The 14185-nt window shown below is 36.0% G+C and carries 16 protein-coding genes; 5 read left to right on the plus strand and 11 right to left on the minus strand.

Translation table 11 applies throughout. The features are described from left to right. Positions 1–63: 63 nt before the first annotated feature. Complete coding sequence (locus I5M32_RS09685) at positions 64–378, plus strand: DUF3467 domain-containing protein (protein WP_200586036.1); 315 nt, start codon at positions 64–66, stop codon at positions 376–378. On the opposite strand, the gene miaA is transcribed toward I5M32_RS09685, so the two are convergent. From miaA to I5M32_RS09725, 8 genes are all read right to left on the minus strand, one after another. Continuing rightward, complete coding sequence (gene miaA, locus I5M32_RS09690; protein ID WP_317193117.1) at positions 375–1298, minus strand: tRNA (adenosine(37)-N6)-dimethylallyltransferase MiaA; 924 nt, start codon at positions 1296–1298, stop codon at positions 375–377. The genes I5M32_RS09685 and miaA overlap by 4 nt on opposite strands. Before the next feature lie 116 nt (positions 1299–1414). Next, positions 1415–2026, minus strand: coding sequence for an IS1096 element passenger TnpR family protein (locus tag I5M32_RS09695; protein WP_200586037.1), 612 nt, complete (start codon positions 2024–2026; stop codon positions 1415–1417). 33 nt (positions 2027–2059) lie between these two features. Beyond that, positions 2060–3472, minus strand: coding sequence for a CCA tRNA nucleotidyltransferase (locus tag I5M32_RS09700; protein WP_200586038.1), 1413 nt, complete (start codon positions 3470–3472; stop codon positions 2060–2062). Positions 3473–3551: 79 nt separating this feature from the next. After that, entirely contained in the window at positions 3552–4118 is a 567-nt protein-coding gene (locus I5M32_RS09705; protein WP_200586039.1) for an L-threonylcarbamoyladenylate synthase, read from the minus strand. Between the two features lie 2 nt (positions 4119–4120). Continuing rightward, on the minus strand, positions 4121–5944 hold the full coding sequence (locus I5M32_RS09710) for an ABC transporter ATP-binding protein (RefSeq protein WP_200586040.1): 1824 nt from the start codon (positions 5942–5944) through the stop codon (positions 4121–4123). A 65-nt stretch (positions 5945–6009) separates the two neighbouring features. Continuing rightward, a complete protein-coding gene (locus I5M32_RS09715) occupies positions 6010–6525 on the minus strand; it encodes a hypothetical protein (RefSeq protein ID WP_200586041.1) in 516 nt (171 codons plus the stop codon). A 10-nt stretch (positions 6526–6535) separates the two neighbouring features. Beyond that, positions 6536–6814: a putative quinol monooxygenase gene (locus I5M32_RS09720; RefSeq protein ID WP_317193118.1), complete on the minus strand. Its 279-nt coding sequence runs from the start codon at positions 6812–6814 to the stop codon at positions 6536–6538. Further along, a complete protein-coding gene (locus I5M32_RS09725; protein ID WP_200586043.1) occupies positions 6814–7590 on the minus strand; it encodes an SAM hydrolase/SAM-dependent halogenase family protein in 777 nt (258 codons plus the stop codon). Before I5M32_RS09725 ends, I5M32_RS09720 begins: the two co-directional genes overlap by 1 nt. Before the next feature lie 101 nt (positions 7591–7691). On the opposite strand from I5M32_RS09725, the gene I5M32_RS09730 reads away from it, so the two are divergent. The 4 genes from I5M32_RS09730 to I5M32_RS09745 all read left to right on the plus strand — a co-directional run bounded on the left by I5M32_RS09730 (position 7692) and on the right by I5M32_RS09745 (position 11106). Beyond that, positions 7692–8654, plus strand: a complete 963-nt coding sequence (locus I5M32_RS09730) for a PhoH family protein (protein WP_200586044.1) — start codon at positions 7692–7694, stop codon at positions 8652–8654. Positions 8655–8783: 129 nt separating this feature from the next. Next, the gene (locus I5M32_RS09735; RefSeq protein WP_200586045.1) at positions 8784–9737 is read left to right on the plus strand and encodes a phosphoribosylaminoimidazolesuccinocarboxamide synthase; all 954 of its coding nucleotides are present in this window, start codon (positions 8784–8786) and stop codon (positions 9735–9737) included. 46 nt (positions 9738–9783) lie between these two features. Then, positions 9784–10161 carry an STAS domain-containing protein gene (locus tag I5M32_RS09740; RefSeq protein WP_200586046.1) on the plus strand — a complete coding sequence of 126 codons (378 nt, stop codon included), beginning with the start codon at positions 9784–9786 and terminating at the stop codon, positions 10159–10161. Between the two features lie 33 nt (positions 10162–10194). After that, positions 10195–11106, plus strand: a complete 912-nt coding sequence (locus I5M32_RS09745) for a ribonuclease Z (RefSeq protein WP_200586047.1) — start codon at positions 10195–10197, stop codon at positions 11104–11106. A gap of 18 nt (positions 11107–11124) precedes the next feature. Here I5M32_RS09745 and I5M32_RS09750 read toward each other — a convergent pair whose 3' ends face one another. The 3 genes from I5M32_RS09750 to I5M32_RS09760 are packed head-to-tail and all read right to left on the minus strand — an operon-like array spanning position 11125 to position 14043. Further along, positions 11125–11325, minus strand: coding sequence for a YwbE family protein (locus I5M32_RS09750; RefSeq protein ID WP_200586048.1), 201 nt, complete (start codon positions 11323–11325; stop codon positions 11125–11127). A gap of 3 nt (positions 11326–11328) precedes the next feature. Further along, positions 11329–13125, minus strand: coding sequence for an APC family permease (locus I5M32_RS09755; protein ID WP_200586049.1), 1797 nt, complete (start codon positions 13123–13125; stop codon positions 11329–11331). Further along, the gene (locus I5M32_RS09760; protein ID WP_200586050.1) at positions 13126–14043 is read right to left on the minus strand and encodes a mechanosensitive ion channel family protein; all 918 of its coding nucleotides are present in this window, start codon (positions 14041–14043) and stop codon (positions 13126–13128) included. Positions 14044–14185 lie beyond the last annotated feature (142 nt).

The raw sequence follows: 14185 nt of genomic DNA on the forward strand, positions 1-14185 counted from the left end.
TTCACAAACTTTAACATTAAAGTCTTTCTATTAATCAGAAAGACTTTTTTAATTTAGTGCCTTATGGAAGAACAGAACGATAATCAACTAAATATAGAGCTTTCTGAAGAGATGGCTGAAGGAATTTATGCCAACTTAGCAATTATCACACATTCAAATAGCGAGTTTGTATTGGATTTTATTAGGGTAATGCCCGGTGTACCAAAAGCTAAAGTGAAGAGCAGAATTGTATTGACCCCTGATCATGCGAAGCGTTTATTAAATGCTCTGGCAGATAATATAGAAAAGTTTGAAATGAATAACGGGACTATAAAAGTTGGCGGTAACGATCAAGGTGGGATGCCGTTTAATTTTGGCGGCCCAACTGCGCAGGCTTAGGTTTTATAGATTTTCTCTTTTATAAAAGAAAGGATCTTTTCTTCTTCATCGGGTTTAAACCAAACTACGTCTTTATTTCTTCTGAACCACGTAAGCTGCCTTTTGGCAAAGTTGCGGGTGTTTTGTTTGATTTTATCGATGGCTTGCGCTAATGTCCATTCTCCGTTTAAATAGTTAAATATTTCTGAATAGCCTACGGTTTTAAGGGCGTTTAAATGTTGGTATTCTTTTAAGCTTTCAACTTCTCTTAACAAACCTTTGTTTATCATCAAATCAACCCGATGATTGATTCTTTGATAAAGTGTTTCTCTATGGCTATCTAGCCCGATAATTATGGTATTGAAATTTCTTTGTTTGATTGGTGCGTTGCGGAAAGAAGAAAATGGTTTCCCGGTACTTAAGCAAACTTCTAAAGCTCTGATTACCCTTTGTGGGTTATTGGTATCAACTTGATGGTAATAATCTGGGTCTAATTCTTTTAGTTGGTGTTGAAGTGGCTTAATCCCTGCCTGCTTAAATTGCTGATTTAGGTTTTCTCTGATGTTTTCATCTGCTTTGGGTATCTCATCAAAACCGTATAAAACAGCATTAACGTATAAACCAGAACCACCGGCCATGATCAAAACATCATGTTTAAGAAATAACTGGTCTATTTTGTTTATGGCTTCTTTTTCAAAAGAGCCAACGCTTACTTCTTGGGTTATGGATTGCGAATTGATAAAATGATGTGGAGCGGCGGCGAGTTCTTGCTGATCGGGCTTTGCGGTGCCAATACTCATTTCCCTAAAAAACTGGCGAGAATCGGCAGATATGATTTCTGTTTTGTAATGGTTTGCGAGCGCAATGGCCAACGCCGTTTTACCTATGGCCGTTGGGCCAACAATTGTAATGAGGGTTTTATTGGTTTTTAGATCGATCACCTGCTGGGTTTTTGCATTAGGGATAGTAGCGGCAGCTTTTTGTTGGCTTTTTGGCCAACAAAAACTAAAGCGGATAGCCCGTTAAAATGCCCAAATAAATTATTAAACTCAATCTCCTAGTCCCTTTCTAATTCCTCATCATCGTAACTTTCGTTATCAGAAAATTCATCGGCAAATTCATCGTCCTCGTCTTCTGTGTTTTCTCCTTCGGTGTCTGTATTTAAGCCTTCCAATTCGTCTTCATCGGCAATTTCTACTTCGCTATCATCGATCATATCTTCCTCGTCGCCGATTATATTTTCTGGGGTAAAGTTAGGAAGTACAATTTTTGGTGCCTCGCCAATGGTTTTAAACAAACTTGGCAAAGTTAACTCTGGGTTGTTGTCTAATATTTTGATCAGTTCTACATGAAACTCATAAGGTTTTTCAAAATTATAGATATAGTAAAATTTTTGGTGGGGATCATCTATAAATTTAGAAAATTTCGAGTTTTCCATCAGTGCAACGCTGTTATTGGTCTTTCTCTCGTTAGGAAGATAAGCCAATTCTTCATTTTTGATCCATTGATCGTTGCTCACATAAAATGAAGAGCTTTTTTCTGGATCATAGCCTATGTTTTTCAAAAAGAAATCGTGTAAATCTTTGAAGGTTTGGGTGGATTTGATGTCGATCTCTCTCACTACCTCATCGTAGTCTTCAAAGCTTATCCTAAATCTATAAATTGCCATGCTGCAAAAGTAATTTTTGTTTTTATTTTATCATCAACTAATCTTGTTTACCATCACTAAATTTAGGTTTTTTCCTAAATTTCGCATCAAATTAATTGCTTCTTCCCTGTTGTTTTTTATTTCTCCTTCTAAAATAGCTTCTCTTATCTGATTTTTTATCACCCCAACTTCTCTGCCAGCTTTTAGGTTGAAAGCTTTCATAATATCTTCGCCAGAAATTGGTGGTTGCCAGTTTCTTAGCTTATCACGTTCTTCAACATCTTTGATCTTTTGCTTAACCAGCTCAAAATTAGATCGATATTTCTTTTTCTTGTATTCGTTTTTGGTGGTTACATCGGCATGGCAAAGCTGCATTAGGGCTTCAATGTCTTCTCCGGCCTCAAATAACAAACGTCTCACGGCAGAATCCGTAACTATTTCTTTTGCCAAAACAATTGGGCGCAAATGTAGCAAAACCATCTTTTGCACAAATTTCATTTTGTCGTTTAACGGAAGCTTTAAATCGGCAAAAATTTTGGGTACCATCCTAGCTCCTTTGTCTTCATGGCCGTGAAACGTCCATCCGTGGTTTTTCTCGAACCTTTTTGTGGCTGGCTTTGCAATATCATGTAAAATAGCTGCCCAACGTAACCAAAGATCATCCGTTGTTTGGCAAATGTTATCTAGTACTTCTAAAGTGTGGTAAAAATTATCTTTATGCCCTTTTCCATTGATATACTTTACGCCATATAGATCAGACATGAGCGGAAAAATCTCTTTCAGCAAACCGGTATCAAACAAATAATTAAACCCGATAGAGGGAATAGGGGATAGGATGATTTTATTTAACTCATCCGTTATTCGCTCTTTAGAAACTATCTGTATGCGATTTTTATTTTTTTTGATGGCTTCAACGGCATCATCAGAGATCTTGAAGTTAAGTTGGGTAGCAAACCTTACTGCCCGCATCATTCTCAATGGGTCATCAGAAAAAGTTTCTCCCGGGTTTAAAGGTGTGATTAAAATTCTTTCTCGCAAATGTTGCATACCATTAAAGGGATCAAGCAATTCGCCAAAATTATCTTTAGAGAGATTAATTGCCATGGCGTTAATGGTAAAATCGCGACGTTTTTGGTCATCTTCTAAAGTGCCATCTTCTACAATAGGTTTGCGAGAATCTATGCGATAGGATTCTTTTCTTGCGCCCACAAATTCTACCTCTAGATCTTGGTGTTTAAGCATTGCCGTACCAAAACTTTTAAAAATATTTAGAGGCACATTTAGTTCTTTGGCTACCGCCGATGCAAAATCGGGACCGTTACCTAAAACTACGATATCAACATCTTTAGAGGGTCTGTTTAAAAAAATATCCCTCACAAAACCGCCAATCACAAAACTTTCTACATCTAATTGTGCAGCTACTTTTGATATGATCTTGAATACAGGGTGTGTAAGGTGGTTTTTCAAATTAAGAATTAAGGATATTTTCTTTTTTGCAAATATAATAATATAGCCCAAGGTTTTAACCTTGGGCTATATAGTTTGGTTATTTCTTTATAAAAGCAAACTGCCCAGCAGCACCCAATTTAATAATGGTAGATGATTGTTTTTCTTCTGTACTTTCTTGCTCCAGATCAACCACGTAGTCAACACCGTTTAAAATCTCATCAGAAATTTGAAAAAAATTGAAGGGTGTAGGTTCCCCGCTAATATTAGGCGAAGTAGAAACTATGGGTTTCCGAAAACGCTGGATCAGTTGCTCGCAAAAATCATGTTTTGGAATGCGTATGGCAACGCTGCCGTCTTCATTGATCAAGTTCTTGGCCAAATTTTTTGCGCCATCGTAAATGATGGTCAAAGGTTTTTCTGTGTATTCTATTAAATCATAAGCAACATCGGGGATCTCTGAAACATAACTTTGCAACTTGTTTTCCGTATCGATAAGAAAGATCAAACTTTTGCTATCTACCCGCTTTTTTAGAGCAAATATTTTAGCCACCGCTTCTTCATTTGTTGCATCGCAACCCAAACCCCAAGCGGTATCTGTTGGGAAAACGATAATTCCCCCAGCTTTTAATACCTCTAGTGCTTTGTTGATTTCTTCTTTTAGCATTATTAAACCTCAAACTGTAAAGCACTCAAATGTTTATACAAACCATCTTGGTTTTGCAAAAGTTGCTGATGGTTTCCGCTTTCCACAATTTGGCCTTTATCCAAAACTATAATTTGATCGGCCTCTCTAATAGTAGATAAACGGTGCGCAATAATGATAGAGGTTCTTCCTTTCATCAAAATCTCTAAGGCTTCTTGTACCAATCTTTCAGATTCTGAATCTAAGGAAGAAGTTGCTTCATCTAAAATTAATATAGCAGGATTTTTTAATAAAGCCCTTGCAATGGCAATTCTTTGCCTTTGCCCACCTGAAAGCTTTACACCTCTTTCGCCAACTACGGTTTCATAACCTTCCGGGAAACCGGTTATAAATAAATGTGCATTTGCTTTTTTAGCAGCATCTGCAATTTCCTCATCTGTTGCGGTTAATTTGCCATAGGCGATATTCTCTTTGATCGTTCCGCCAAATAAAATCACATCTTGCGGCACAATGGCTACTTGATTTCTAATATCCGTTAATGCAAAACTGCTGAATGGTTTCCCATCAAAAAGGATTTCTCCGTTTTGGGCATGGTAAAAACCCAAAATTAAGCTGGCAATGGTAGATTTTCCGGCACCTGATGGGCCAACAACGGCAATTTTTTCTCCGGCTTTTGCAGTAAATGAAACACCATCTAAAACTATAATGTCTTTCCTTGAGGGATAACTGAAATGGACATTGTTGAAATTCAAATCTCCATAAATAACATCTTTTATTTTATGGTCTGTTTGATGGATGGATATAGGTTCATTTTCTTCTTTTAATATTTCTAAAACTCTTTCAGAGGCACCTAATGCTTTTTGAACGTTTGCATAAAGCTCTGGGAAACTCCCCATCGCCGCACCTACAAAAACAGAATAAAGCATATAAGCCAATAAATCGCCGACTGATAAACCACCCTGTTGCACCAAAATAGAACCGTACCAAATTACGCCCATAATAGCCCCGAAGAGGCAAAATATAATGAAAGATGCAAAACCACCGCGATAATTAGAACCTCTTACGGCAATTTTCACTACTTCTCTTAAGCTTTTATCATATCTTTTGGCTTCATAAGGTTCATTCACAAAAGCTTTCACGTTAGAAATCCCTTGCAGGGTTTCTTCCACAATGGTGTTAGATTCTGCCAATTTATCTTGTGCTTGTCGCGATATTTTTCTGATGGCCTTACCGAAGAAAACCCCGGCGACCACAATAACGGGAAGTATAGATAAATTGAATAAAGTAAGTTTACCAGAAACCACTATCAATATAGAAATACCGCCAATTAATAAAATGATCTGCCGGATCATTTCTGCCAAGGTAGTAGTTAAAGTATCTTGTATTTGCGATAAATCGGCCGATATTCTGCTATTTAACTCTCCAACCCTTCTGTTTGCAAAGAAATTCATGGGCAGGGTAATCATTTTGAAATAAGTATCCCTTCTAATATCTGCCAAAGCTTTTTCTGCAACTTCTACAAATAGCCTTATCCTAAAAAAAGAAACAAAGGCCTGTACAAATAAAATTGCGAAGGCAATATAACCGATGGTGTTTACAGAATTTGGCATTCCATAATCTGCTTTGATACCTTGGGCAACATCAACCATCACTTTGATCAATGCAGGAAATGCCAAGCCGGTTAAACTTGATAAAAGCAAAAAAACCATACCCAACGCAAACTTCGTTCGGTATGGCTTAAGGTATTTTAAAAGTTCTGATATTTTTTGGAGATTCTCTTTGTTGATCTTTGATTTTGTAAATTCTTGCCCAGGGGTTGAGCTGCTGTTTAATCCGTTTCTCGCCATTCTAAATTTTATTTTTCAGCATTAAAAATGCTTTAGGCTTGCAAAATAGGCATATAAAAAACAAGCTATGATCTTTTTGGAGAAATTTTACGGAATACAAACAGAGCAAAGCTGATGATAGCCAATCCTAGCGCATAAGAAACAATTTGGAAAAACTTTTTGCTCTTTTTATTGCTTTCTGATTCTTTAACCAATTTTTCGTTTTCTGTTTGTAACTTATTGATGGTGTGCATATAAGCCAAGTTCTTAGATTCGTAATCTTTACCTTGGTTGGCAACCTGCTCTTGCTGAAATGTTTTGAAGTCTAGCAGGGTTTTGGTTTCCCTCAAAATATCGTTATCGGTTTTGATGATATCCGTTAAGATATCCATACTCTTTTGCATATCTTTTTTGGTTTTAAAACCAAAAATACCGGTATGCTGGCTTAGGCTATTATCAAACTGGCCAAATTTGGCACTTCTTGCATCCAGCATCCCATTAATTTTATTCCTTTGCAAGTTATAGGTTAAACTATCCACATTTTGAAATGCGTTTGCAAAAAAGCTGCTCAATATTAAAACACATAATATAAAATATCTCATCTCTTGTTTTTTATGATAAACTCCACGCTTCGGCTTTTTCCTTAAATAAAGGTTTTACCTGCTTCCAAGTAGTTATAAATAAATCAGAATTTCTGTAGTTTTCTAAAGCAGCTTCATTTGCCCAATGGCTGATCGTAAAAAATATCTCTGGATTTTTGATGTCTTGATGGAGATCAACCTGCAAACAACCTTGCATAGATATAATTTTAGGTTTTGCCATTTCAAAAACCGATTTAAAACTATCTATTTTATCTTTTTTGAGATTCATTTTCACTAAACGCACCATCATCAATGAAATTCTATCCTAATCATGTCATTGGCTTTTAAACCTAATAACCCGCTTGCTTTACCTTTGTTAATGGCAATTTCTAAATGATCAGAGATGCCAAACAAGCATAATTTCTCTCCTTCTTGTACCTCGTCGTAATGCCAACTTAACTGATTGATGGTTTCGTTTCGCCTAAAAAAAAGCGTAAAATTTCTACCGTTTTGCACCTTGGTAAATAAATCTTTGGTAACGTTGGTTACTACGTTCTCAAAAGAATCTATAAAAATTACGCAACCTTTTATCTGGTTTTTTTCTACCACGGGGTTAAAATTCATCCTATGCTCAATCTCGAAAGTTGGATCACCAATTTCTTTTAACTCGCCACCAGATGCTAAATGACAGGCCGCTTTCACAAAAATATCCGCTAAAGGGAAATGTAAAAATTTTAAGCTTTGCAAAATATTTAACTCTACAACTTCTTGTGGCGTTTCTTCAAATATCAATGAAAATATGCCATTATCAGATCCTACAAAGTAATGGTCGCGATATTTAACGGCCAAATATTTGTTAGAGGCACTGTAAACTGTATCTATACCAATTAAATGTACGGTATATTTTGGAAAATAATAAAAGCTGTTTTTTAATAAAAATGCAGCCTTAGAAATATTAAAAGCTTCAATTTCATGTGTAATGTCGATAATATTCACGTTAGGCAAAGTATTTAGGATACTTCCCTTTAATGCCGCCTGATAAAAATCTTTATAACCTAAGTCGGTTGTTAAAGTAATAATTGCCATTAATATTGTGAATATTTATTCTTAATCTTGTATCTCAAGATTAATGCTACAAATATTAAATTTTTAATTTACTTTCATATCAGAAACATAAAATCTCTAGCTTGAACGAACTTAAAATCATTTTAGAATCTGTAAACCCAGTTGTATTATGGGGGCCAAACAACGAGTATTACGATATTATAAAACGCTCATTTCCAAAGCTTAAAATAGTTACCAGGGGCAACGAGGTAAAAGCCTTGGGCGATGAAAGCGAACTTGTTAATTTTAATGAAAAACTAAATGCCATAATTTCACATCTCGATAAGTATCAAAACTTATCTACTGGTGATATAGATTCAATTTTAGGTACAGACAGTTCTGCCAGGTTAGCGCAAGTAAAAGAGGGAGAAGCACCGGCCTCAGCTTCTGAGGTTATTGTTTTTGGGCCCAATGGGATAATGGTAAAAGCGAGAACTGCCAACCAGCGTAAAATGGTTAGCAGTATAGTAAAAAACGATGTTTTATTTGCCATTGGCCCTGCCGGAACGGGAAAAACCTACACGGCAGTTGCTTTGGCAGTAAGGGCTTTAAAAAACAAAGAAATTAAAAGAATCATCTTAACTCGCCCGGCGGTTGAGGCCGGAGAGAATCTAGGTTTTTTACCGGGCGATCTAAAAGAAAAAATAGACCCTTATTTGCGCCCTTTGTACGATGCCTTGGACGATATGATACCTGCGGATAAACTAAAAACTTATTTAGAAAACAGAACTATTGAGATTGCACCTTTAGCTTTTATGCGTGGTAGAACCTTGGATAATTGCTTCGTGATTTTAGATGAAGCCCAAAACGCCACAGATATGCAATTGAAAATGTTTTTAACCCGGATGGGGCCAACGGCAAAATTCATAGTTACCGGAGATGTTACCCAAATTGATTTACCCAAAAAGCAACAATCGGGCTTGTTTAACGCCCTCAGGATTTTAGAAGGTATTAAAGGAATTGATATAATTTACTTGAGCGGTAAAGATGTGGTGCGCCATAAGCTGGTGATTAAAATATTAGAGGCCTACGGGGATATTCAGTAAGGTAAAAGGCTTAAGGCACCTTATGATTGGCATATAATAGTTCGTTTTTTTAATATCAACAAATCTAAAAAGAAAAAATAATTTTGAAAGTTTTTTGGCTTTTAGCCTTAAGCTTTCAGCATAAAAGGAATGCAAGCAATAAAAGAAACAAATTATAAATTCCCACAACAAACCAATTTTTACAAGGGTAAAGTGCGGGATGTGTACACCATCAATGATCAATATCTAGTAATGGTAGTGAGCGATCGCATATCTGCATTTGATGTGGTTTTGCCAGAGGCGATTCCTTTTAAGGGGCAAGTGCTTAATCAAATAGCTGCGATTTTTTTAGAGGCCACAAAAGACATTGTGCCAAATTGGGTAATCAATGTTCCAGATCCTAGCGTTACCATAGGCAGAATTTGCTCGCCTTTTAAGGTAGAAATGGTTATTAGAGGATATTTGGCAGGCCATGCAGCAAGGGAATATGCTTTAGGTAAGAGAGAGGTTTGTGGTGTAAAATTACCCGAAGGCTTAAAAGAAAACGATAAACTGCCAGAGCCGATCATAACACCTACAACAAAGGCAGCCTTTGGCCACGATGAAGATATATCTAGAGAAGACATTCTCAAAAAAGGGATAGTAAGCGAGCAAGATTATACTCAATTAGAAAAATATACCAGGGCTTTATACCAAAGAGGAACAGAAATTGCCGCAGAAAGAGGGTTGATATTAGTTGATACTAAATATGAATTTGGCAAAGCCGATGGTATAATTTATTTGATAGATGAAATTCACACACCAGATTCATCACGATATTTCTATAAAGACGGGTATAGCGAACTGCAAAAAAACGGCGGAGCGCAAAAGCAGTTATCAAAAGAATTTGTAAGGAAATGGTTGATAGAAAATGGTTTCCAAGGTAAAGAAGGGCAACAAGTACCACCGATGGACGAAGAAAAAGTAAAATCGATATCTGATAGATACATAGAACTTTTTGAAAAAATTACTGGTAAACCTTTTAAAAAAGAAGCCCATCAGAATATCTACGAAAGGGTAGAAAACAATATAAACCAAGCGTTAATTGCTATTCAAAATAATTGATTTTATTTTAAAAGAAAATAATTAACTTAGACACCACGCTAAGATTATGAAATTTACAATAGATAAACACGAAAAATACATTCTCATTAAACTTAATGAGGATAAGCTGAACTCGTTGGTTTCCCCACAGCTTAAATCAGAATTGATTTTAACAAACACAGAAGGGCAAAGGAATATTATTTTAGATATGTCTAACATTAAATATGCTGATTCTAGTGGTTTGAGCAGTTTATTGGTAGGGCATAGATTATGTAAAAATTCTGATGGTGTTTTTATCCTTACCGGGATTAACGATGCCGTTACCAGATTGATAAATATCTCCCAATTGGATAATGTGATAACAATTGTACCTAAAGTGGAAGAAGCTATTGATCTGATTTTTATGGAAGAAGTTGAAAAACAATTGAAAAAGGAGATAAAATAAAGCTATCTCCAAAACATAAATCCCAACCCGAACATGAAATTTGAGGTCACGATTTTGGGCAGCAGTTCGGCAACACCAATATTTCACAGAAACCCTACTTCCCAAATACTTAATGTAAACGAAAAGCTATTGATGATTGACTGTGGTGAGGGCACCCAGCAACAAATGCTTCGTTTTGGGATCAAGTACCATAAAATAGATTATATTTTCATCAGCCACCTACATGGCGATCATTACTTTGGGCTAGTTGGTTTAATATCTTCAATGCACTTAAATGGGCGCAAAAAACCACTTTATCTATTTGCCCCCAAAGAAATAAAAGAAATCTTAGAAGTTCAATTTAAGCACTCTGCAACAGTTATCAAATTCCCTATTGAATATTACGCAACGCAAAACAATACCTCAGAAGTTATTCTAGAAACTAATGATGTTGTTGTAGAAACCATTTTACTTAACCATCGCATACCAACAACGGGCTTCTTATTTAAAGAAAAACAGCGTTTAAGAAAGGTCAATAAAGAGTTGGTAGAGGGTTTAAATATCCCACAAGAGTATTACCAGCTGTTAAAGAAGGGCATAGATTTTAAAGACGAAAAGGGTAAACTACATAAGGCAATAGATTTAACTATTGAGGCCGATATACCCAAAAGTTATGCTTACTGTTCTGATACGCTAGCAGACGGAACTTATTTACCTCAAATACAAGGAGTTGATTTGCTTTATCATGAATCTACATTTATGCATGATATGGTTGATAGGGCAAAGGAAACTTACCATACCACAGCGTTAGAGGCTGCAACAATTGCCAAAGAATGCGTAGTAAAAAAACTGTTGATCGGGCATTTTTCTGCTCGTTACCGCGATCTTTCTCCACTATTAATGGAAGCCAAGGAAGTTTTTCCAGAATCTTACTTAGCAATTGAAGGAGAAACGGTTTTGATTTGATTTAGATCAAAATTTAGTTCAATCTTCTTCTAAAATCTCTTGTACCCTACCTACTTGTCCATCATCAAGCATAACTTTAATCCCTCTATGATGTTTTGGTGCGCTGGTTAATAAGCGTTTAACAATACCTTCTGTTAATACGCCAGAACGTTGGTCTTTTTTTAAAACTATGTTTACCAGCATCCCTGGTTTTATGTTTGCTCTTACTGTACCGTCCATTTATCAAATAATTAATCTTACGCCCCCTAATTCTTCTACCCTGTAAGGAAAGCGATCACCGGGCGAACCCACAAACATAAAATTAGCAGGAATATTCCACTCTGCAGATAACCTATCAATTAATTCTGGCCCAAACTTATCCACCATCTTAATAAATTCGATGTCAATTTCTGGGTACATCCTATCCAAAACATCAATGTCTGTTTCTAAGTTTTCGGCAACTTTTTCTTTATCTTTCAAAACAGTTACTATTTTAATTTTTTTAGTATGCTCGTTATTTCTAATATAAGTCATCACATGGTTAAGGTTAGCCACATTATCTCCTTTAGTAAAAAAAACAAATTCTTGCTGGTTTATTCTGTTGATGTTGCTTTGTAAGCCCCTGTTGATATATATGATAGCCCTTCTTAATGGGATTTCTAATTTGCTATTATCAATAGCTTTCCTAATGGGTTTAAAAAGATATTGCACAAAGTTGATCAAAAACTCTAGCAAGGTTGTTCTATTGAGCATTATTACCAAAAACAATATGGTTGGTATAAAATACTCTAAAAAAACCACAATATTTCTTGGTTCTGATGGGTCTTCGGGCACAATCAAGATATTTCCAACTATGGCACATATAACTGCTGCCAAAGCAAAAAGAAGTGCACTCCATTTTGCTTTTTCTGGCCTAGGCAACCTTTTCCGCTTAACCTTCAATAACATATTGCCTATTACAAACAATGCCATTACAGATAAAAAAGAAAGTGTATAAACACCAGCCAACAATTCTACCTCTCCTTTGGTAATGATCAATACAGAAACACTCAATAAAAAGAATAATATAATGATACGGTAAGAACTTCCTTTTTTATTTTTCTTTAAGAAGAAATTGGGCATAATACGATCTAAGGTCATCCTTTCTAATAGACCAGATACGCCAACAAAAGAAGTTAATACGGCGCCGCTCAATACCAAAACGGCATCAATAGAAATGATAAACGCTAGCCATTCTCCGGTACTCACTAATCCAATTTGGCTTAGTAAAGCATTGCTATATAATTTTATTTCAGGAATTGGTAAAACACAAATAGCCAAAAATGCAATAAGTGGGTTAAGTACGCTAACCACAATCCACATATTTCTTAAGGTTTTTGGGAAAACACCTTTCTTTTGCTCTTCTACAAAATTGGCCGAGCTTTCGAAGCCAGATATACCCAACATGGAAGCTGCAAAGCCAAAGAAAATGGCCATTCCAATACTCCCAAAAGTTAAAGGGCTGTGCCAATTGGCTAAAAGTTTATCAAATCCTATGTTAAAAATATAAAACACGATAGAACCTATAAGCACTACCATGGTGGTTAAATGGAATAAAAATATACCTATCGCCACTTTTGCCGACTCGGTAATTCCGGATATGGTAAGGAATGCAAAAATCCCTAAAATTACAACTGTGGCAATTATAATTGGCAAAGATGGGATAAGATGCGCCAAATAGTGCATAGCCTCGTTTGCAGAAATAACTGCGGTAGCCATATATGATAGGATGGTTAAACAAGCGGCCAAAGAAGCTAATGATTTGCTTGTAGTATTTAATAAGGCATTGTAAGCACCACCGTTCAAGGGCAAAGCACCAACTACTTCGCCGTAGATTTTTCTAAAGGTAAAAAGTACCACGGCAACGATCAATAATGTTACCCAGGCGTATTGGCCAGCAAAGCTGATAGCCAATGCAGATACATAAAGTACAGAAGAACTAATATCATTCCCGCAGATAGCTGTTGAGGCTAGTTCGCCTAATTTTTTTTCTTCTTTCATCTAATTTTTTGATTTATTAACCCTCCCAATGGTAGCTTCGTCTTTTAAAATAATTGGGATACCGGCTTGGCCACCATATATTTTTAATTCTTGGATATCGGCTGGTAAGCCATAACCTTTTTCTGTTAAATCTTTTTTAACCTGATTTATTACCAGCCCTTTAGTTACCATGGCCGCCTTTCTAAAATCTTTGGTATCTGCCCAAAACAGTACTTTTAAGTTTACTGTACTTGTTGCCAATTGATCTTCAATAACAAAATTTTCATGCTCGCTATCAGAAATTAAATCGGGGTGGTTGTTTAGCACTTCCATAATTTCTCTTTTCGCACCATCAATATCATCTTCATAGGCAATGCCCACCACAAATTCTAGCCTATAAAAACCATCTTCGGTGTAATTGTAAACCGGTAGCGTTAAAACATCGGCATTTGGGATGTAAACATCTTTTCCATCAAAGGTCTTAATTTTGGTATAACGAAGTTCTAGTGCTTTAACCTTACCAAAAATATCGTTTATCTTAATGGTATCATCTACATTGAAGGGCCTGTTAAAAGCCAATATAAACCCAGCTATAAAATTTTCGCCAATATCTTTAAAGGCAAATCCCAAAACTACTGCCCCTGCGCCGGCAGCGGCCAATATACCAGCAGCAATGCCACCAAAACCACCAGCGTAAAGGGCCATCATAATTATAAAAATGATAAAAATCATCTTTAAGGCTTTTGTTAAAAACTTGGCGGTTAAGGGGTCTTTTGAGGTTTTTAGTAAACGTTTTTGGATTAAGCCCGAAATGAGGTTACTCATTAGGATGCCAATTACTATTATCGCAACTGCGGTAATCAGTTTGGGCAATGATAAAATAAAAGAGTTCCAATAATGATTGATGGCATTTGTAAACTCGTTTGTAAAAGTATTCATAGATACAATTTATATCAGGTTTTTAATATAAGAAAAAAGCCCAAATAATTATTATTTAAGCTTTCAAATATTCGTCCAAAATCAAAATCGACTAAATTTAGTCTGTAACGATGGTTAAAAAGTGCTTAATAAAGCTGCTTTT

This window comes from Pedobacter segetis (assembly GCF_016623585.1).
In the GTDB taxonomy this organism is placed as follows: domain Bacteria; phylum Bacteroidota; class Bacteroidia; order Sphingobacteriales; family Sphingobacteriaceae; genus Pseudopedobacter; species Pseudopedobacter segetis.

Coding starts and splice junctions, on each gene's coding strand:
- I5M32_RS09685 (WP_200586036.1), top strand. CDS start 64: ATGGAAGAACAGAACGATAATCAACTAAATATAGAGCTTTCTGAAGAG.
- I5M32_RS09695 (WP_200586037.1), bottom strand. CDS start 2,026: ATGGCAATTTATAGATTTAGGATAAGCTTTGAAGACTACGATGAGGTA.
- I5M32_RS09705 (WP_200586039.1), bottom strand. CDS start 4,118: ATGCTAAAAGAAGAAATCAACAAAGCACTAGAGGTATTAAAAGCTGGG.
- I5M32_RS09710 (WP_200586040.1), bottom strand. CDS start 5,944: ATGGCGAGAAACGGATTAAACAGCAGCTCAACCCCTGGGCAAGAATTT.
- I5M32_RS09715 (WP_200586041.1), bottom strand. CDS start 6,525: ATGAGATATTTTATATTATGTGTTTTAATATTGAGCAGCTTTTTTGCA.
- I5M32_RS09720 (WP_317193118.1), bottom strand. CDS start 6,814: ATGATGGTGCGTTTAGTGAAAATGAATCTCAAAAAAGATAAAATAGAT.
- I5M32_RS09725 (WP_200586043.1), bottom strand. CDS start 7,590: ATGGCAATTATTACTTTAACAACCGACTTAGGTTATAAAGATTTTTAT.
- I5M32_RS09735 (WP_200586045.1), top strand. CDS start 8,784: ATGCAAGCAATAAAAGAAACAAATTATAAATTCCCACAACAAACCAAT.
- I5M32_RS09740 (WP_200586046.1), top strand. CDS start 9,784: ATGAAATTTACAATAGATAAACACGAAAAATACATTCTCATTAAACTT.
- I5M32_RS09745 (WP_200586047.1), top strand. CDS start 10,195: ATGAAATTTGAGGTCACGATTTTGGGCAGCAGTTCGGCAACACCAATA.
- I5M32_RS09750 (WP_200586048.1), bottom strand. CDS start 11,325: ATGGACGGTACAGTAAGAGCAAACATAAAACCAGGGATGCTGGTAAAC.
- I5M32_RS09755 (WP_200586049.1), bottom strand. CDS start 13,125: ATGAAAGAAGAAAAAAAATTAGGCGAACTAGCCTCAACAGCTATCTGC.
- I5M32_RS09760 (WP_200586050.1), bottom strand. CDS start 14,043: ATGAATACTTTTACAAACGAGTTTACAAATGCCATCAATCATTATTGG.